This is a genomic window from Sphingobium sp. AntQ-1 (assembly GCF_028538045.1).
GTDB classification, from domain to species: Bacteria; Pseudomonadota; Alphaproteobacteria; order Sphingomonadales; family Sphingomonadaceae; genus Sphingobium; species Sphingobium cupriresistens.
Genome location: NZ_CP117158.1, coordinates 418,650 through 432,750, shown reverse-complemented (window position 1 = coordinate 432,750; position 14,101 = coordinate 418,650). Strand labels below are relative to the sequence as shown.

The following is a 14,101-nucleotide window of genomic DNA, read 5'->3' as shown; positions in this document are numbered from 1 at the left end:
CGGAATGGATGTGCCATCTCGCCTACTCGAAGAAGCGGGTCTGGGTCGGACCCGGATAGTTGCGGAAGCGGGCAAGGCCCCATCGCCAGGCCAGGTGCGGGATGAAGCCGCGCGGCTTGGTCCGCTTCCAGGGAATGAAGAGGAGAAGAGCGCCGATGAGCGACCAGCCGATGATTCCGCCGACGATGACCGCGACGAAGATCACGCTCATCACGACGATGAACTCCTGACTGTCGAACCAGAGGATCTGGACCGGCCGGTGCAGGAACTGCGGAAGTCGTTCGTCCACGCCCTTCTCCCTTGCTTCACCACGCTGCTGAGCGTGGTCTTCGGAAGGCGACCATCACCTTCCGTTGCGGTGGACGGGCGCCGGCGGACCGGCCACCCGACCTGTCTTCAGATCAGCATGCCGAAGGTCTGGAGGATCGAATCCGCCTTGATGAGGCAGACCGCCGCCACGATCGTCGGGATGCCGATCATGATGTTCGAAAAGAGCCGCGAGACGCCGAACAGGAAGGCGGCAACGCCGCCCACGAAGCCGAGCGGTCCCTTCACGCCCTGGTTCACGACAATGTCGTAAATGTCGTAACCAAGGTCGCCGGCGGCCGGCGCCTGGAAGGCGTGGGCGACGCTCGTGCCGGCGATCGCGGCCAGAAGGAAAAGGACGGCCGCGTCGATCGTGCGGAACGTCCTTCCCCGAAGCAAAGTCAACATGTTCAGTCTCCTTGTGGTCACCAGAGCCGTCCAGATCATGCTTGCCGGTACCGATCGGTGGTCGTGTCCGGCCGGCGGCTTCGCTGGACGGCCCCTGGAGGCGCGCTGCCGCCGGCATCCCGGTCCTCGCCAGCGCGGCATTCGCCGCGCACGTGCGAGATCCGCCAAAGTCATTCGGGCCGACCCTTCAGGGACTGGGCTTGGGTTTCCGGCTTTCGGTCTCGAGGAACGCTTCGAGTTCGGCCTGCTGGAAGCCCGAAACGAGTTTGCCGTTGACGAAGAGCGTCGGCGTGCCTGAGACGCCCATCCTGCGGACGGTTTCGGCGTCGCGGGCGACCTTCTCGGCGCCGGGACGGCATTTGTGCAGCGTGGCGGGCTGAGCACCGGAGTAGACGGATTTGAAGGCCGCTTGGCTGTCCGGGGAACAGAGGATATGCTCGGCTTTCGCTGCCGCCTGCGGGTGAATACCGCTCACGAAGTAGACGAGGCGCTGGACTGGTTTCCCCTCGGCTTCCTTGGCCAGCCAGAAGCGTTCGAGCGCTTGGCAAAAGGGACAGTCGGGATCGGTGAACTCGATGACCTTGGGCGCGCCTGCAGGCCCTATCACAAGGGCCTCTGCGGGATTGATCGCGCTGAGGCGCTTCCTGGCGCTCGCATCCTGCGCCAGCGCTGTCAGGTTGACCCCGTTCTTGTCGTAGATCGCCGCAAATAGCAGATGCTGGCTCTCCGGCGCGAAATAGATGACTCGTCCACCGGCAATAGCCTGATATATCGGACCACTGACAGGCGCCGGACCGAAGTCCTCGAAGGTCAGATTGGTGAAGGTTTGGCGCAATTGACGCTGAGCCTCCGCGGCGGCCGCCGTGAGCGGCTCGGCGCTGTTCTCTTGCGCATAGGCGGGAGCCGACGCGCAAAGTAGCGCAGCCAGGATCAGTTTACCGCTGCGGGACATCGGAGGACTCCGGACGAACGAGGGAGGTGCGCGCGAAAATTCGCCTGTCGAGAGTGAGCGAGTTTCCGAGCTTGATCGCCGCCGACAGAGGCGCCGGTGTCGCCGCAGGGGGAGGCGGGACAGAGTCGGTCTTTTCGCGGATCGAAAAGCCGGTCTCGCCCTGGACGACCGCGAGTTGGGCAGTACGGGCGCAAGGATAGGCTTCCGCGTCGGGACGATAGCTCTGGCCGCTGGCGGGATTGGCGCCGATGACATGCAGAAGGGCTGCTGCAAGCATGGGCGGGGAGCATGGAAAGTCCATGGCACGCGTCTCCTCATGGCGCCGCAAGGCGCTCGGGTCTGGGGTTTGGATGGTTCGGACGGTGGAGCTGGAGTTAGGTTCTAGACCTCCCCCAATCCGGTGCGTTCACAGCAATGGCGGTCTCGAACGACTGCCGCAATAGGCAGGGCACTGAAGTGCCGAAGCGGCGCAACAAAGAAGAGATAGAGCAGAACGGATCGAATGAAGTCGAGGAATGTCGAGACGATCAGATTTGGCGTAAAGCGGCACTATAATGCCGCTTTTGCCTCCGTTCGTCTTGCAAAAGCACCTGTTCGGGTTCGCGAACGGGTGCCGGCGCACTAGTCAGGCAGGAGAGACAGGCAATGGGTCGAGCACGACGCAGCTTCAAACTCCGGCTTTCATCCGCAGGCCTTGACGTCCTGATCGATTCCCACTGCCATCTGATTCGCGTTACGCGCTCGCTGATCGCCTGGGGAACCACGCTTCACGTGGCGATCGAACATCTGAATACCCTACCACCCAGCATAATTGCCGACCAACTGAAGGAGCCGGAACTCGCCGGCTTTGGTGGAAGTGAGGAGCATCATGTCGGGGCGTCGCACCAGCTCTGGAATATCGCCACAAGCATTACCGAACGCGTCCAGGGTCACATGGCGGAAGGCCGGGCGCCGACCCTCGGCATGATCTACATCCTGGCGCTCCGGCAGATCACCACGGCCGACCAGTCGGCGCTGTTGCGCGCGTTTGATCGCGCTCTACAATCGGGAGCCAGAACGCCTGCTATCCGGGATACCCATGATCTTGCTGGATAAATCCCGACAAGTTGGCCGAGGTTCCATATTGACACTAGTGGTAAGTACACCTTAGCGTTCGACCTTACGGAAATGCCTTGGCGGGCGGAATCTCCCGTAAGGAGACGCGGATATGTCGCATTTGATAGCGACTTCCGTTGCTGAAAGTCCGATCCTGTATGTGAAGGTGCAATCGGGGCGGCAAATTGAAGAGGCACGGAAGAAACGGCGCCTGACGCAGCGCGATCTGGCGCGCGAGCTCGGCATGGGTGTGCGTTGGCTTCGTGAAATCGAAGCCGGCAATCCCCGTTCGCGGCTCGATGATCATCTTGTCTGCGCCTACAAACTGGGGCTCTCGACCGGCCACATCCTCATTCCTCTGCTCTTCGCGGGGCAGAAGATGTGCTTTCCACGGCAGTTGGCAACGGGAGACCTCAGCGATCTTGAGCGCATGTGCATCGAGATGATTGCGCAGCGAAATTTGGATCACCTGACCCAGGCTCTCACCCCGGCGTGGGCGAGTCCTCCGGTCCCGGCAGGAGCGGGGCTATGATGTCGGCAATGGACCCTCCATTGCAGGAGCGTGTATATCTTGGGCTGAAGGCCGACTACCTGGCCGGTCAGTTCGTTCCGGGCAAACGGATCGACATCCAAGACCTCGCCAACCGGCATCACTCAAGCAAGACCCCCGTTCGCGAGGCTGCCTTTATCCTCGTCGGCGAGGGGATTTTCATGCACCATGCAGATGGGGGATTCTTGGTTCCGATCATCGAGCCAGCCGAGCTCATTGAGCTCCTCGAGTGGCATATGCAGCTGATAATGGCGTGTATCTCGGGTCTGAGAGAACCTGCGCTGCGACGTGCCCTTCAGCAATATTCCAACATGGTCGAGGATTCCTCCGCGGTGGCTTTCGCGTCGCGAACAATGGAAATCTTTACATCACTGGCTGATGCAGGAGGAAATAACCAAGCATCAATCCATGTCCGTCGATTGAACGAACGACTCCACTACGCGAGAATTGCAGATGCCGTCGAACCGAAGATTGCCGAAAGGGAACTTTCGACTCTCACGCGCCCTCAAGTCGCGGATTTTCAAAAAGCTTTGCGAAGGAGAATAGAAGCCTACCACTTGAGGAAAATATGCCGTCAACAGCATATTATCCAAATGGGGCAGGCATCAGAATAACTAAATAAATTCAGTCATTTAATAAAGGAGTCCCAGTGGCCGCTGGTCGCGAACGACCTCTCCGCCGTCTACCGCAGAATATCGCGCCAACCTGTCGCGATATATTCGCACCACGTGAGTTCAGAATGGCACTACTTTAAATTGCCGCCATTAACGCGGCAGTTGATGAGGAGTGTGTCATGGAACGGAATGACGATCACAACATCGATGCGCTGATCGATCTCGGCGTCGCGACCGAAGCCACCAAGGGCGGCCAGTCGGTCATCTTCGATAACCAGAACGGTCGGGATCTGACCGGCCCCGGAATCGCCGACGACTGAAACGATGCGGACGCACGCCCCACAGTGTGCGTCCGCTACCGGAGAAGGCACATGGACTTCACAATCCGAGAGAACATCTATTGCTGCAGTTGCACGGGGCGCATTATTCTCTTGGATACTCAGGCCGATAGGTATTTCATGCTTCCCGAGGAAGTTGGCTCGGCATTTCTCAGACTGTGGAATTGCGAGCCTGCAGAAGAACGAGATCAACTCGACCTCGGGCGCCTGAGATCAACGGGTGTCGTGGTGACCGATTGCACAGCACCACGTGGCGGTCGCCGTCCCTCCACGATTGTACCAGCTAGCTCTGAACTCATCGCGCTCGAACCAATGCGACGTCATCGGGTCGATGCTGCTCGCGCTGCAGTCTATCAGCTAAAGGCCTGGCTGGGCATTCGCACGCGACCTATGGTAGAGGTCCTTGCCGATCTTCTGGGACCAACACCTTCTCAGCTTCCTGATAGGAGCGAGGCAGCCGATGCACGGTTGACACGCATCGCGACGGCATTTCGGGCTACCGCCGGGATATTTAGGCAGCGGGACCAATGTCTGCCTCGATCAATTGCTTTCACGCGGATGTGTAAGGCAAGTGGCGTGAGGGCTACCCTCGTAATCGGGGTGACTCTGGATCCATTCTCGGCGCACGCATGGGTTCAATCTAGCGGTCTCGTTCTCAACGATACGTTGGAACGGGTTCGCTGCTTCACGCCGATATTTGCAGCCTGATGGCGTTGCAGTATCTCATATTGGTTGCCCGAGCCGGAGTTCTTGACAAAGGGATGGTCGAGGACGTTGCGGCGCGGCTAGGCATGCACGTGCAGCGCGGCGGGTCTAATGTCGCCAGCCTGACTTCGGGCGGACGGGCACCGATCAAAATCGACCGCGGTCGCGTCATAATCGTAGGTGACTTGTTTCATCGCTTCGGCTCAGGGCCGTCCCTTGATAAATTAGAGCCGTCTTTGGGTGCCTCCATCCTGGCCGATCCGATGAGAACCCTGCTCGCCCGCTTCTGGGGCGCATATCTCGCCATATGGACGGATGGCGATGCGGTCATTGTCATGCGAGACCCCTCCGGCCTACTGCCTTGCTGCTACACGGTTCACGAGCAGCTTGTCGCATTCGCCTCGGACCCGCAGACGCTTTTTGGCTTTACGCTGGTCCGTCCGTCGATCGACTGGGACGGCGTGGCGAACCTGCTCTACGCGGATGATCTCGCGCAGGTGCGAACCGGTTTGGGGGGTGTTGCCGATCTTCTCGCTGGCTCAGTGGCGCGGGTCGATGCGAACGGATGCGGGCAGACCAGTTGCTGGTCGCCATGGCAGTTTGTCGATCGGGGTGGAAAGGAAGATTCTCAGCCACATATTGATCGGCTTCGGCGCGCCGTCGAGCAGTGTACTCGTGGTTGGTCGTCGAGCTTCTCAAAGGTCCTGCTAGCCGTGTCCGGAGGGCTCGACTCTTCGATTGTCGCGAGTTGCTTGGACCCGAAAATTGACCGCGAATGCGTCACAATGGCCACCGCCGACCCACGCGGCGACGAGACCGATTACGCTCGCGAGCTCTGTAAGAGCCTGTCTCTCCGTCTTTCCTGCTTCCACTATTGCCTTGAAGACGCGGACGTGCTGACATCTGCCGTGGCGCACTTGCCCAGACCCGGTGCAAGAACACCGATGATCGCCTTTGATGCGGCGATAATCAGACATGCCGATCACATAGGAGCGGACCTGTTTCTGACCGGGGCTGGGGGAGACAACATCTTTTATCTGACCCATTCGGTCCGGCCGGTCATCGACCGCTTTCTGGCCGAAGGGATATCGTCGGGGCTGTTCGATACGATCCGTGACATCGCAAGGATAACCGAGACCAGCCTTTTGGAAGTAGCTGGACATGCGCTTCGTTTCTTGAGCCGGAGGTGCAGGAAGTACGAATGGCGAAACGATGGGTCTTTCCTTCACGCTGATTGCCTCGCAGAGCTGAGAGGCAAGCGTCCCGATCATCCCTGGCTCGCAGCCCCGCCTGATGCGCTTCCCGGCAAGGCTGGACACATCGCCATGATCACTCGTGCGCAGCAATATCTTCACGGCTATGATCGAGGCCTTCCCTTCACCTCGGTCGCTCCGCTGCTGTCGCAGCCGGTCGTCGAAGCGACGTTGCGCATCCCGACCTGGGTTGCTTGTGAGGGTGGGATAGACCGCTCCGCCGCCCGTCGTGGCTTTGAATCGCGCATACCCACGAACATTTTGCGCCGCCAGACCAAAGGCGGTCCCGATGCCTTCGCAATCCAGATCCTCCGGTCGAATATGGAGTTGGTGAGGGATCGGCTGTTGACCGGCAGGCTGGCCAGCAACGGGATCGTCGATATCGCAGCCGTCGATGCTGCACTGGCGCCTGAACGACTGGGCAGAGACGCGACCTATGTGCGTCTCCTCCTTCTGCTGGATACCGAGGCGTGGATCGACGGCTGGTTGACCAGGGATGCGGGCGCACCAATACTGACCGGCCCGGCGCTCAATTGACACTCCCCAGCGGGCCTTGTTCCGCTCCAAGCTGACCTGCGCGAAGGTCCCTCCAAAATTGAACCTCTTTTGCATCCTCGCCGCCGCTTGGAACCTCACCCTTTAGCCAGAAGTCAAACCATCTGAGCGTTCGCCGATATATTGCCAATCGATGTGCCGGCTGCCACTTGTTGTGGAATTCGTTCGGAAAAACAAAAAGGTCGACCGGCTTGTGCGCCTGACGCAAGGCCGTATAGGCCTCAAGCGCGCTCAAATATTCGCTGTCGGCCGCCTGAAGCAGGAGAGGTATGCCAATGGCCTGCGCATTCTCCACAATGGAAATTTGACGCCAGAATTCAGGCGCCGAGGCGAGCAGGTTGGGATATCCGACCTGGCTGAAGGTGCGATCTATCTGAGGGCCAAGCAAAGCACCCTGATTTCGCTCCCAGCAACAGCCGCTCATGATCGCCGCTGCAAACATCGAGCTATGGAGCATCGCATATTGCACGGTAGTCGCCCCGTCGCTCAGGCCCGTGATCCCGATTTTCTTCGGATCGATCAGACCCTCCGCTATCAGTTCCCGGAGAGGCGTCTCTATCGAGGAAAGAATGCTCTTCCGGTTCGCCCAGTTTTGCAAATTGGTCCGCTCGGCCGCGATCAGGTTGCCGGCCCCCGCGAGAAGCCCAAGATGAGGAGGGCGGTTGACACTGAGAACCGCATATCCTTTGGCCGCGAGAGCTAGGATCGGGTATTCATCGCCAACGCCCCCGCGCAAATGGCCCCTCGACACATATTGCACCACGATCGCTGGGTATCGCTGTCCCGCCCGATATTGGGCAGGGTAGACCAGATCGGCAGTGCTCTCCAAACCGAAATCGTTACGCACGTTCATGCGCCTGACTCGGCCGAATGACAACTTGGCCCATTCGGGATTTGGGTCGAAGATCGTCGTCACCTTGCGCGTCTGAAGATCGATTCGAACGAGGCGTCGCGGTTCGGTAGCCGCCTCTCGTAGGCAGAGCAGCGCATCGGCTATTGGGCGGCAATCTGCAAGATAGTCAGTGGTCTGCAATATGCGCTTCGGCGCGCTTTGCCCGGGAACCCATTCGTATATTCCAGTTGTCCCATTCGCCCAGCCTTCTCGACGGAGGAAAATGACCCGGCTTCCATTGCCCGTCAGCCAGGCCGGCGCGCGGGCTTGAGAGCAAAGCGCATTCGCGCAGGGGATGACAGCCCCGGTTGAAGATTGATATCTGACGGTTGTATCCGGCGTCGCGAAATTGCCGCCTGCCGCTTCGACCCACGCTTGGCGGCTGCGTCGATCGATCGGGATGTATCCAGCTGACTTGGGCCGCATCAACGATGGTAGCGACAGCAATGCGCGTTCGGGGTCCGTGGCCGGACGGATTGACCCTGTCGCCAAGTCGAGTGCTTCTACGCTCTCTGTCAATGTTCCAGGCAGCTGAGGCTTGCTGTCTGCAATCGGGATGAAGCGGTCATCATAGTGGAACCCGCCAAGACCTTCTCGCTGGACGGCAATTCTCTGACGCGCGATTTCCGGCTGAGTGACGAACACGAGCGAACCGCCATCAGGCGTCAGCGCGAAGCGAACGACGTCCGACTGGCTCTTGGTCAGTGGCTCGCTGCCAGTGCCATCAGACCGGGCTTTCCAGACCTGCACTCGACCGTCTTCCTTCTTAAGGAACGCAACCCATTGGCCATCTGCAGACCATAAGGGTGTAATGATTTCAGAGATCCCACTGCCGACGGTCAGATCGGCGACCCCGACGATCTCCGCACGGATCAGGTCGCCTCCCTGGTCCACAACAATTGGGCGCGCGCCGGACAAGGGAACGATCATGATCGCCTGACAGTAACTGTTCGATCCGGCGTCTGCTTTCCTTAGTTGCAGGACTACCGAACTGCCATCTGGTGAGATGGTGAAAAGCGGGCCTATGGCCTCGTAGGGGCCGATATCGCGAAGCCCCAATAGGTCTTCAGGGCGCACCTCTCTCTTGGCGGAGACACTCACGGCACCCGTTGGCGGAACGACATCGGCACAAGGTGCAGCCGCGCGCGCCGTGTCAGATGACTGAGCCAAGGTAAGAGACATCGCCGCCAAGGCGAGGGCCGATATTTTGGAAGGCACAGCTCACCACGCTTTCCGGAGCATGATGCTGACCGTCCGACCATTTGCAGGGTAGTTCGTGGTATCGAAAGACGGATCGCTCGTGCTTGTCGTGCGGGTTGAAGCTGGTCGTTCGTTAAACGCGTTGCCCACCGAAAAAATGACGTCAATCCCTTGGAAGGGGCCGGATCTTGTTGGGCTTCGCCACTGAGCGGTGAAATCAACGCTCAGAAAAGATCCCACGTCCACGAGGGGAGTGAGTCGGTTGTCGAGAGTGCCGCCGACATAGTTTGCAAAGCCGGATAGAGTCAGTTGGTCGTGTTGCCAGTTCGCGCCCCCCTGTGCTCGCCAGTGAGGCGGATTGAAGATCGTCCCGGCAGCATCTGCGAAAGGCGTGCCGACGAGTAACTGGCGTTTGCTTTTAATATATGTGGCGGATGCTGAAACGTTCAGAATATCTCGGTCTGTCAGCGTGAGCTCATATGCCGCGGACAGATCGAAGCCGCTGATCTTCTGACGGGCGGTGTTTTGGGAAACATTCTCGACAATCGCATAGACGGACGTGGGATCGTAGGGCGCGCCCGTGAAATTCTCTAGACCAAACAGTGCTCCTCGCGTGAGGGCGTCTATCTGGGCGGCCGATGGGTTTGCGTTCACGAGGTGGCTGTAAATCGGATTTGTAAGGGCGCCGTAGAGAGACGTTATCGGCGTACCGACGCGATCTTTGTAGTTAATGTGATAGTAGCTGGCCTCTAGCCTGAGCTTCGGTATGGCACTCGGCGCGAACGCAAGCGTAGCGGTCCAGCTCTCGGACTGCTCGGGCCTCAGGCTTGAGTTGGCCCCTCCCGTGTACAGAATTGTGGCACCGTCTGTTGTTGGACCAGGGCCGAAATAGCCCGCCGGTAGCAACGTCGCCTGATATCCGCGATATTGGCTGTAGAGCGTTGGTGCCTTGAACGACTTGCCCCAGTTGAATTTGGCGGTGACCCCGGGGAACGGAACGTAGATTGCCCCAAGACGTGGGGCGACGAAATCGCCGACCGATTGATAGTTCTCGTAGCGGACTGCCACCGTCGTTTTGAACTGCGATATGAATGAGAGGGCGTTGTCTGGCCCGACCCACGGCAAAGAAAGCTCACCGAATGCAAAGGAAACTTTGTGCTTTCGATCGAAATTGTGGATCGGCGTGCAAAAAGGACCCCGTTAGCGGGGTGATCGGCGTCTAAAAGGGACCCCTCATTTCGATGGTTTAAGCAGCCGGCTGGATTTTCAGGCGGCGAGATCGGGATGTTGGTTTTGGAGACAGTTTTACGGATCCGGCGCGAGTATGCCGGAGGCAAGGCGATCAAGGCGATCGCACGGGATCTGCATGTGTCGCGGAAGGTCATCCGCAAAGCGGTCCGAGCGCCGGAGGGCGCCTTTGATTATCAGCGCAAGGTTCAGCCGCTGCCCAGGATCGGTCCGTTTCAGGAGCGCCTGAACACGCTGCTGGAAGAGAACGAGCTGCGCGGCAGGCGTGACCGGCTGCGGATGACGCGGATCCATGACCTGCTGGTGCGCGAAGGCTTTGAGGGTTCTTACGATGCGGTGCGGCGCTATACGACGCGCTGGAAGATCGAGCGGCGCAAAGATGCCGGCGATGGTGTCACGGCCTTCATCCCGCTGATGTTCAGGCCAGGCGAGGCCTACCAGTTCGACTGGAGCCATGAAGATGTTGAGATCGCCGGGGCACCGATGCGGGTGAAGGTCGCGCATATGCGACTGTGTGCCTCACGCGCGGTCTATGTCCGGGCTTATCCTCGTGAGAGCCAGGAGATGCTGTTCGACGCGCATGCGCGCGGCTTTGCTTTCTTCGGCGGCGTGCCAGGGCGCGGCATCTACGATAATATGAAGACGGCTGTGACGAGCGTGTTCACCGGCAAGGAACGCGTCTTCAACCGGCGGTTCCTGATCATGACCGACCATTATATGGTCGAGCCCACGGCCTGCTCGCCTGCGGCGGGATGGGAGAAGGGTCAGGTCGAGAACCAGGTGCAGACGATCCGGGGTCGCTTCTTCCAGCCCCGGTTGCGGTTCGCCAGTCTCGAAGAGCTCAATGGCTGGCTGGAGGCCGAGTGTCGGCGCTGGGCGGAACGGCAGCCCCATCCCGAACAGGGAGAGCTGACCGTGGCGCAGATGCTGGAGATCGAACGATCTGCGCTGCAGCCGATGCTGGGACCGTTCGACGGCTTCAATGAGAGCGAGCATGCTGTGACCGGCACCTGCCTGATCAGCTTCGACCGCAATCGCTACTCGGTGCTATCGACGGTGGCACGACGCACGGTGCAGGTCCGCGCCTATGCCGATCGCATCGTCGTTCGCTGCGGCGAAGAGGTTGTCGCTGAACATCCTCGCTACTTTGGGCGCAACCGCACGATCTATGACCCCTGGCATTATCTGCCAGTGCTGGCCCGCAAGCCTGGCGCGCTGCGGAACGGTGCCCCCTTCCAGGACTGGGATCTGCCACCGGCGCTTGCCCGCCTGCGCCGCAAGCTGGGTAATGGCGACGATGCCGATCGCCGGTTCGTCCGTGTGTTGTCGGCCGTACTGACCGATGGCCTGGAGCCTGTCGAAGCCGCTGTGCGTGAGGCACTGGCGACGGGCACGGCAAGCGACGACCTGATCCTCAACATCCTGGCACGACGCCGGGAACCGCCGCGTCCTCTGACGATCATCACCTCCGAGGATAGCGCTCTGCGCCATCCCCCGATCGCCGACTGTGCCCGTTACGACCAGCTGAGGACCTTCGATGCAGCGGCATGATATGATCGAGGCCATGCGCGGGCTTGGACTCAAGGGCATGGCGGGCGCGTTCGACGATGCCGTCACCACCGGCCTTCAGCGCCAGCGCACCACCATGGAGATACTGACCGATCTCCTGCGAGCGGAGGCGACGCATCGTCATGCCGCGTCGATCCGATACCGGATGGCCGCTGCCAGGCTGCCAGTCGTAAAGGACATCGATGCCTTCCGGTTCGAGGGTACCCCGATCAACGAGGGGCTTGTGCGTTCATTGCACAGCGGCGCGTTCCTGCCCGCACGGCGCAATATCGTCCTGGTCGGCGGCACAGGCACAGGAAAGACCCATCTGGCCATCGCCATCACCGCCAATGTAGTGCGCTCCGGCGCCCGAGGCCGCTACTTCAACACGGTCGATCTGGTGACCCGCCTCGAAGAGGAGGCCAGGATCGGCAAGAGTGGCGCTCTCGCCGCCCAGCTATCCCGCCTCGATCTGATCGTGCTCGATGAACTGGGCTATCTGCCGTTCGCCCGATCAGGCGGCCAGCTGCTGTTCCACCTGATCAGCAAACTCTATGAGCAGACCAGCGTCATCATCACCACCAACCTCGCCTTTGGCGAGTGGCCCACCGTGTTCGGCGATCCCAAGATGACCACCGCGCTCCTCGACCGCGTCACCCATCATTGCGACATCGTCGAGACCGGCAATGACAGCTGGCGCTTCAAAAACCGCAGCTGATCCCCCCCAGCACCGATCAATTAGAAGATGTTTTGCGCTGCGCGCGCCTCCGGTCGGGCTACGCCCTCCCTACGCCGCGCGCAGCGCAAGGAAGCCCGTCACATCAACGCTCCGCCATCCTGACAGGGGGTCCCTTTTGCGCGCCGATAAGGGGTCCCGTTTGCACGCCGATTGACAATCGAAATCGAAAATCGGTCTGGTCGTGGTTCCCTCAGTCTGGCTGCTATTGGCTTTGAGTCCGGTCTCTCGAAATCCGCCGCCGACGACTAGGCGAGCGATTCCGCCGGGCAGTCGAGCCAACGGGCCCTCGGCGAACGCTTCGACGTCTGCGATGGTATTGCGGTATCGCACTTCTCGTCGAGTGGTGAGCACGCCACGCTGATAAACGGATCCTGGGGCATTCGTTGTGCTTTCGCCATAGCCGCCATTGACCGTCAGTTCCCATCCCTTTGGAAGCACGACGTTGAGTGATGGGTTTAGGCTAAACGTCTCGGCTTTGCTGTTAACGACACTGCCACTGGTTAGAGCGTTGAGGTTCAAAGAATAAGGTAACGTGATAGACGATGACCGGCGACTATACTGTCCATCAAAGTTAAAGCGAACGCCGTCGAGCAGTTGGTTGAACCCGGAGACAACGCCGCTGATTTGCTTTTGGCCAGGGACAAGTGTGGCTGAGTCGTCAAGTCCGGTGACAAAGGATCGCTGGCGCGCGGTGATTGCGGTCGAACGCTGATAATCGACTATTGCGAGAATACCTCCTCCACGCCAGTTCGTGCCCGAAACGGCATTATACTGTTGTTGGGTTCCGCCGCCGTCTGTCGTGGTGCCGACGCGCGCAGATGTCGTCAGCCCATTGAATCTTCTGCGGAGAATGATGTTAGCAACGCCTCCAACCGCATCTGAACCATAGAGTGCTGACGAGCCATCAGGGACTATTTCGAGTTTCTCAATCGCGGCAACAGGGATTGCCGAGATATCGACGCCTTGAGTGACGCCGTCATAAGCTACTCGATGCCCGTTCAAGAGCGTGAGCGTCGCATCGGGGCCGAGGCCACGCAGGTTGAGGTTCGATGATGAGTTCAGATTGGTGCTGCCCCCCTGGCCACCACCTGAAAATACCCCCGGATTCTGGCCCCCACCAAAATTTTGTGGCAAAACACGTGCAAATGCTCCGAGATCAGAAAATCCTCGCTGCTCTATATCGGAGCGCGTGGCGCTGATTACCGGGGATGTTGCTTCTCCACCTCGGATTCGTGATCCAGTGACGATAATATCGGACGTTTCTGTCGGACCTTCAGCTATTTGGCCCGACGGATCCGATCGCCCCCGGATGATGATGACATCCTTTCGGAACTGAGCTGTCAGCCCCGTTCCTTCCAGGAGCGCTCGAACCGCCTCGTCAGCGCTGAAGGTTCCATGCAGTCTGGGAGCTGCCTTTCCGAGCACCGCTTCGGAGTTGAAGATGATCTCCTTCCCCGACAGGCGGCTGACTGTCTTCAGGGCTTCGCCCAGGTTCTCGACCTCGATGTTGTACTCGATGCGACGCTCCGCCGCGGCAAGGGCGGGGGCGACCGGCACGAGCGTACCGATCGCCACCGCGCCAAGGAGCGCACACCGAAACCGAGACCCCATTCGAACCATCTTTTGCCCCCTTCGAAACTCCCGACAATTTGGCGAGATTTTCAGGGAGCATCGCAACAAAACTGCAACCTACGGGGT

General features: G+C 59.8%; 15 protein-coding genes. 8 read left to right on the top strand and 7 right to left on the bottom strand.

The window, feature by feature from the left end:
- Nucleotides 1-22: 22 nt before the first annotated feature.
- The 4 genes from sphantq_RS02155 to sphantq_RS02140 all read right to left on the bottom strand — a co-directional run bounded on the left by sphantq_RS02155 (nucleotide 23) and on the right by sphantq_RS02140 (nucleotide 1,943).
- Nucleotides 23-289 carry a type IV conjugative transfer system protein TraL gene (locus sphantq_RS02155; RefSeq protein WP_043152464.1) on the bottom strand — a complete coding sequence of 89 codons (267 nt, stop codon included), beginning with the start codon at nucleotides 287-289 and terminating at the stop codon, nucleotides 23-25.
- Nucleotides 290-396: 107 nt separating this feature from the next.
- The gene (locus tag sphantq_RS02150; RefSeq protein ID WP_048577939.1) at nucleotides 397-714 is read right to left on the bottom strand and encodes a hypothetical protein; all 318 of its coding nucleotides are present in this window, start codon (nucleotides 712-714) and stop codon (nucleotides 397-399) included.
- A 187-nt stretch (nucleotides 715-901) separates the two neighbouring features.
- Nucleotides 902-1,666: a DsbC family protein gene (locus sphantq_RS02145; protein WP_272799470.1), complete on the bottom strand. Its 765-nt coding sequence runs from the start codon at nucleotides 1,664-1,666 to the stop codon at nucleotides 902-904.
- On the bottom strand, nucleotides 1,650-1,943 hold the full coding sequence (locus sphantq_RS02140; RefSeq protein WP_272799469.1) for a hypothetical protein: 294 nt from the start codon (nucleotides 1,941-1,943) through the stop codon (nucleotides 1,650-1,652). The genes sphantq_RS02145 and sphantq_RS02140 overlap by 17 nt, the downstream gene beginning before the upstream one ends.
- A gap of 368 nt (nucleotides 1,944-2,311) precedes the next feature.
- On the opposite strand from sphantq_RS02140, the gene sphantq_RS02135 reads away from it, so the two are divergent.
- From sphantq_RS02135 to sphantq_RS02115, 6 genes are all read left to right on the top strand, one after another.
- Complete coding sequence (locus sphantq_RS02135) at nucleotides 2,312-2,761, top strand: hypothetical protein (RefSeq protein ID WP_222887020.1); 450 nt, start codon at nucleotides 2,312-2,314, stop codon at nucleotides 2,759-2,761.
- 112 nt (nucleotides 2,762-2,873) lie between these two features.
- A complete protein-coding gene (locus sphantq_RS02130; protein ID WP_226870285.1) occupies nucleotides 2,874-3,293 on the top strand; it encodes a helix-turn-helix domain-containing protein in 420 nt (139 codons plus the stop codon).
- Nucleotides 3,290-3,925: a GntR family transcriptional regulator gene (locus tag sphantq_RS02125; RefSeq protein ID WP_272799468.1), complete on the top strand. Its 636-nt coding sequence runs from the start codon at nucleotides 3,290-3,292 to the stop codon at nucleotides 3,923-3,925. Before sphantq_RS02130 ends, sphantq_RS02125 begins: the two co-directional genes overlap by 4 nt.
- 179 nt (nucleotides 3,926-4,104) lie before the next feature.
- Nucleotides 4,105-4,245 (top strand): benenodin family lasso peptide, encoded by a 141-nt coding sequence (locus sphantq_RS02120; RefSeq protein ID WP_148564814.1) that lies wholly within the window; start codon nucleotides 4,105-4,107, stop codon nucleotides 4,243-4,245.
- Between the two features lie 51 nt (nucleotides 4,246-4,296).
- Entirely contained in the window at nucleotides 4,297-4,971 is a 675-nt protein-coding gene (locus sphantq_RS24365; protein ID WP_082166282.1) for a lasso peptide biosynthesis B2 protein, read from the top strand.
- Entirely contained in the window at nucleotides 4,971-6,758 is a 1,788-nt protein-coding gene (locus tag sphantq_RS02115; RefSeq protein WP_048577935.1) for an asparagine synthase-related protein, read from the top strand. The genes sphantq_RS24365 and sphantq_RS02115 overlap by 1 nt, the downstream gene beginning before the upstream one ends.
- On the opposite strand, the gene sphantq_RS02110 is transcribed toward sphantq_RS02115, so the two are convergent.
- Nucleotides 6,751-8,850: an Atxe2 family lasso peptide isopeptidase gene (locus tag sphantq_RS02110; protein ID WP_272800160.1), complete on the bottom strand. Its 2,100-nt coding sequence runs from the start codon at nucleotides 8,848-8,850 to the stop codon at nucleotides 6,751-6,753. The two genes, sphantq_RS02115 and sphantq_RS02110, sit on opposite strands and share 8 nt — an antisense overlap.
- Nucleotides 8,851-8,889: 39 nt before the next feature.
- Nucleotides 8,890-10,047 carry a TonB-dependent receptor domain-containing protein gene (locus tag sphantq_RS02105; protein WP_272800159.1) on the bottom strand — a complete coding sequence of 386 codons (1,158 nt, stop codon included), beginning with the start codon at nucleotides 10,045-10,047 and terminating at the stop codon, nucleotides 8,890-8,892.
- 105 nt (nucleotides 10,048-10,152) lie between these two features.
- Here sphantq_RS02105 and istA point away from each other — a divergent pair, with 105 nt between their 5' ends.
- Nucleotides 10,153-11,667, top strand: a complete 1,515-nt coding sequence (gene istA / locus sphantq_RS02100; protein ID WP_125999130.1) for an IS21 family transposase — start codon at nucleotides 10,153-10,155, stop codon at nucleotides 11,665-11,667.
- A complete protein-coding gene (gene istB, locus sphantq_RS02095) occupies nucleotides 11,654-12,382 on the top strand; it encodes an IS21-like element helper ATPase IstB (RefSeq protein ID WP_272798407.1) in 729 nt (242 codons plus the stop codon). The genes istA and istB overlap by 14 nt, the downstream gene beginning before the upstream one ends.
- Nucleotides 12,383-12,451: 69 nt before the next feature.
- Here istB and sphantq_RS02090 read toward each other — a convergent pair whose 3' ends face one another.
- Nucleotides 12,452-13,978, bottom strand: coding sequence for a TonB-dependent receptor (locus tag sphantq_RS02090; RefSeq protein ID WP_272799467.1), 1,527 nt, complete (start codon nucleotides 13,976-13,978; stop codon nucleotides 12,452-12,454).
- Nucleotides 13,979-14,101: the final 123 nt, after the last annotated feature.

Coding starts and splice junctions, on each gene's coding strand:
- sphantq_RS02120 (WP_148564814.1), top strand. CDS start 4,105: ATGGAACGGAATGACGATCACAACATCGATGCGCTGATCGATCTCGGC.
- sphantq_RS02145 (WP_272799470.1), bottom strand. CDS start 1,666: ATGTCCCGCAGCGGTAAACTGATCCTGGCTGCGCTACTTTGCGCGTCG.
- istA (WP_125999130.1), top strand. CDS start 10,153: ATGTTGGTTTTGGAGACAGTTTTACGGATCCGGCGCGAGTATGCCGGA.
- sphantq_RS02125 (WP_272799468.1), top strand. CDS start 3,290: ATGATGTCGGCAATGGACCCTCCATTGCAGGAGCGTGTATATCTTGGG.
- sphantq_RS02135 (WP_222887020.1), top strand. CDS start 2,312: ATGGGTCGAGCACGACGCAGCTTCAAACTCCGGCTTTCATCCGCAGGC.
- istB (WP_272798407.1), top strand. CDS start 11,654: ATGCAGCGGCATGATATGATCGAGGCCATGCGCGGGCTTGGACTCAAG.
- sphantq_RS02115 (WP_048577935.1), top strand. CDS start 4,971: ATGGCGTTGCAGTATCTCATATTGGTTGCCCGAGCCGGAGTTCTTGAC.
- sphantq_RS24365 (WP_082166282.1), top strand. CDS start 4,297: ATGGACTTCACAATCCGAGAGAACATCTATTGCTGCAGTTGCACGGGG.
- sphantq_RS02130 (WP_226870285.1), top strand. CDS start 2,874: ATGTCGCATTTGATAGCGACTTCCGTTGCTGAAAGTCCGATCCTGTAT.
- sphantq_RS02150 (WP_048577939.1), bottom strand. CDS start 714: ATGTTGACTTTGCTTCGGGGAAGGACGTTCCGCACGATCGACGCGGCC.
- sphantq_RS02110 (WP_272800160.1), bottom strand. CDS start 8,850: ATGTCTCTTACCTTGGCTCAGTCATCTGACACGGCGCGCGCGGCTGCA.
- sphantq_RS02140 (WP_272799469.1), bottom strand. CDS start 1,943: ATGCTTGCAGCAGCCCTTCTGCATGTCATCGGCGCCAATCCCGCCAGC.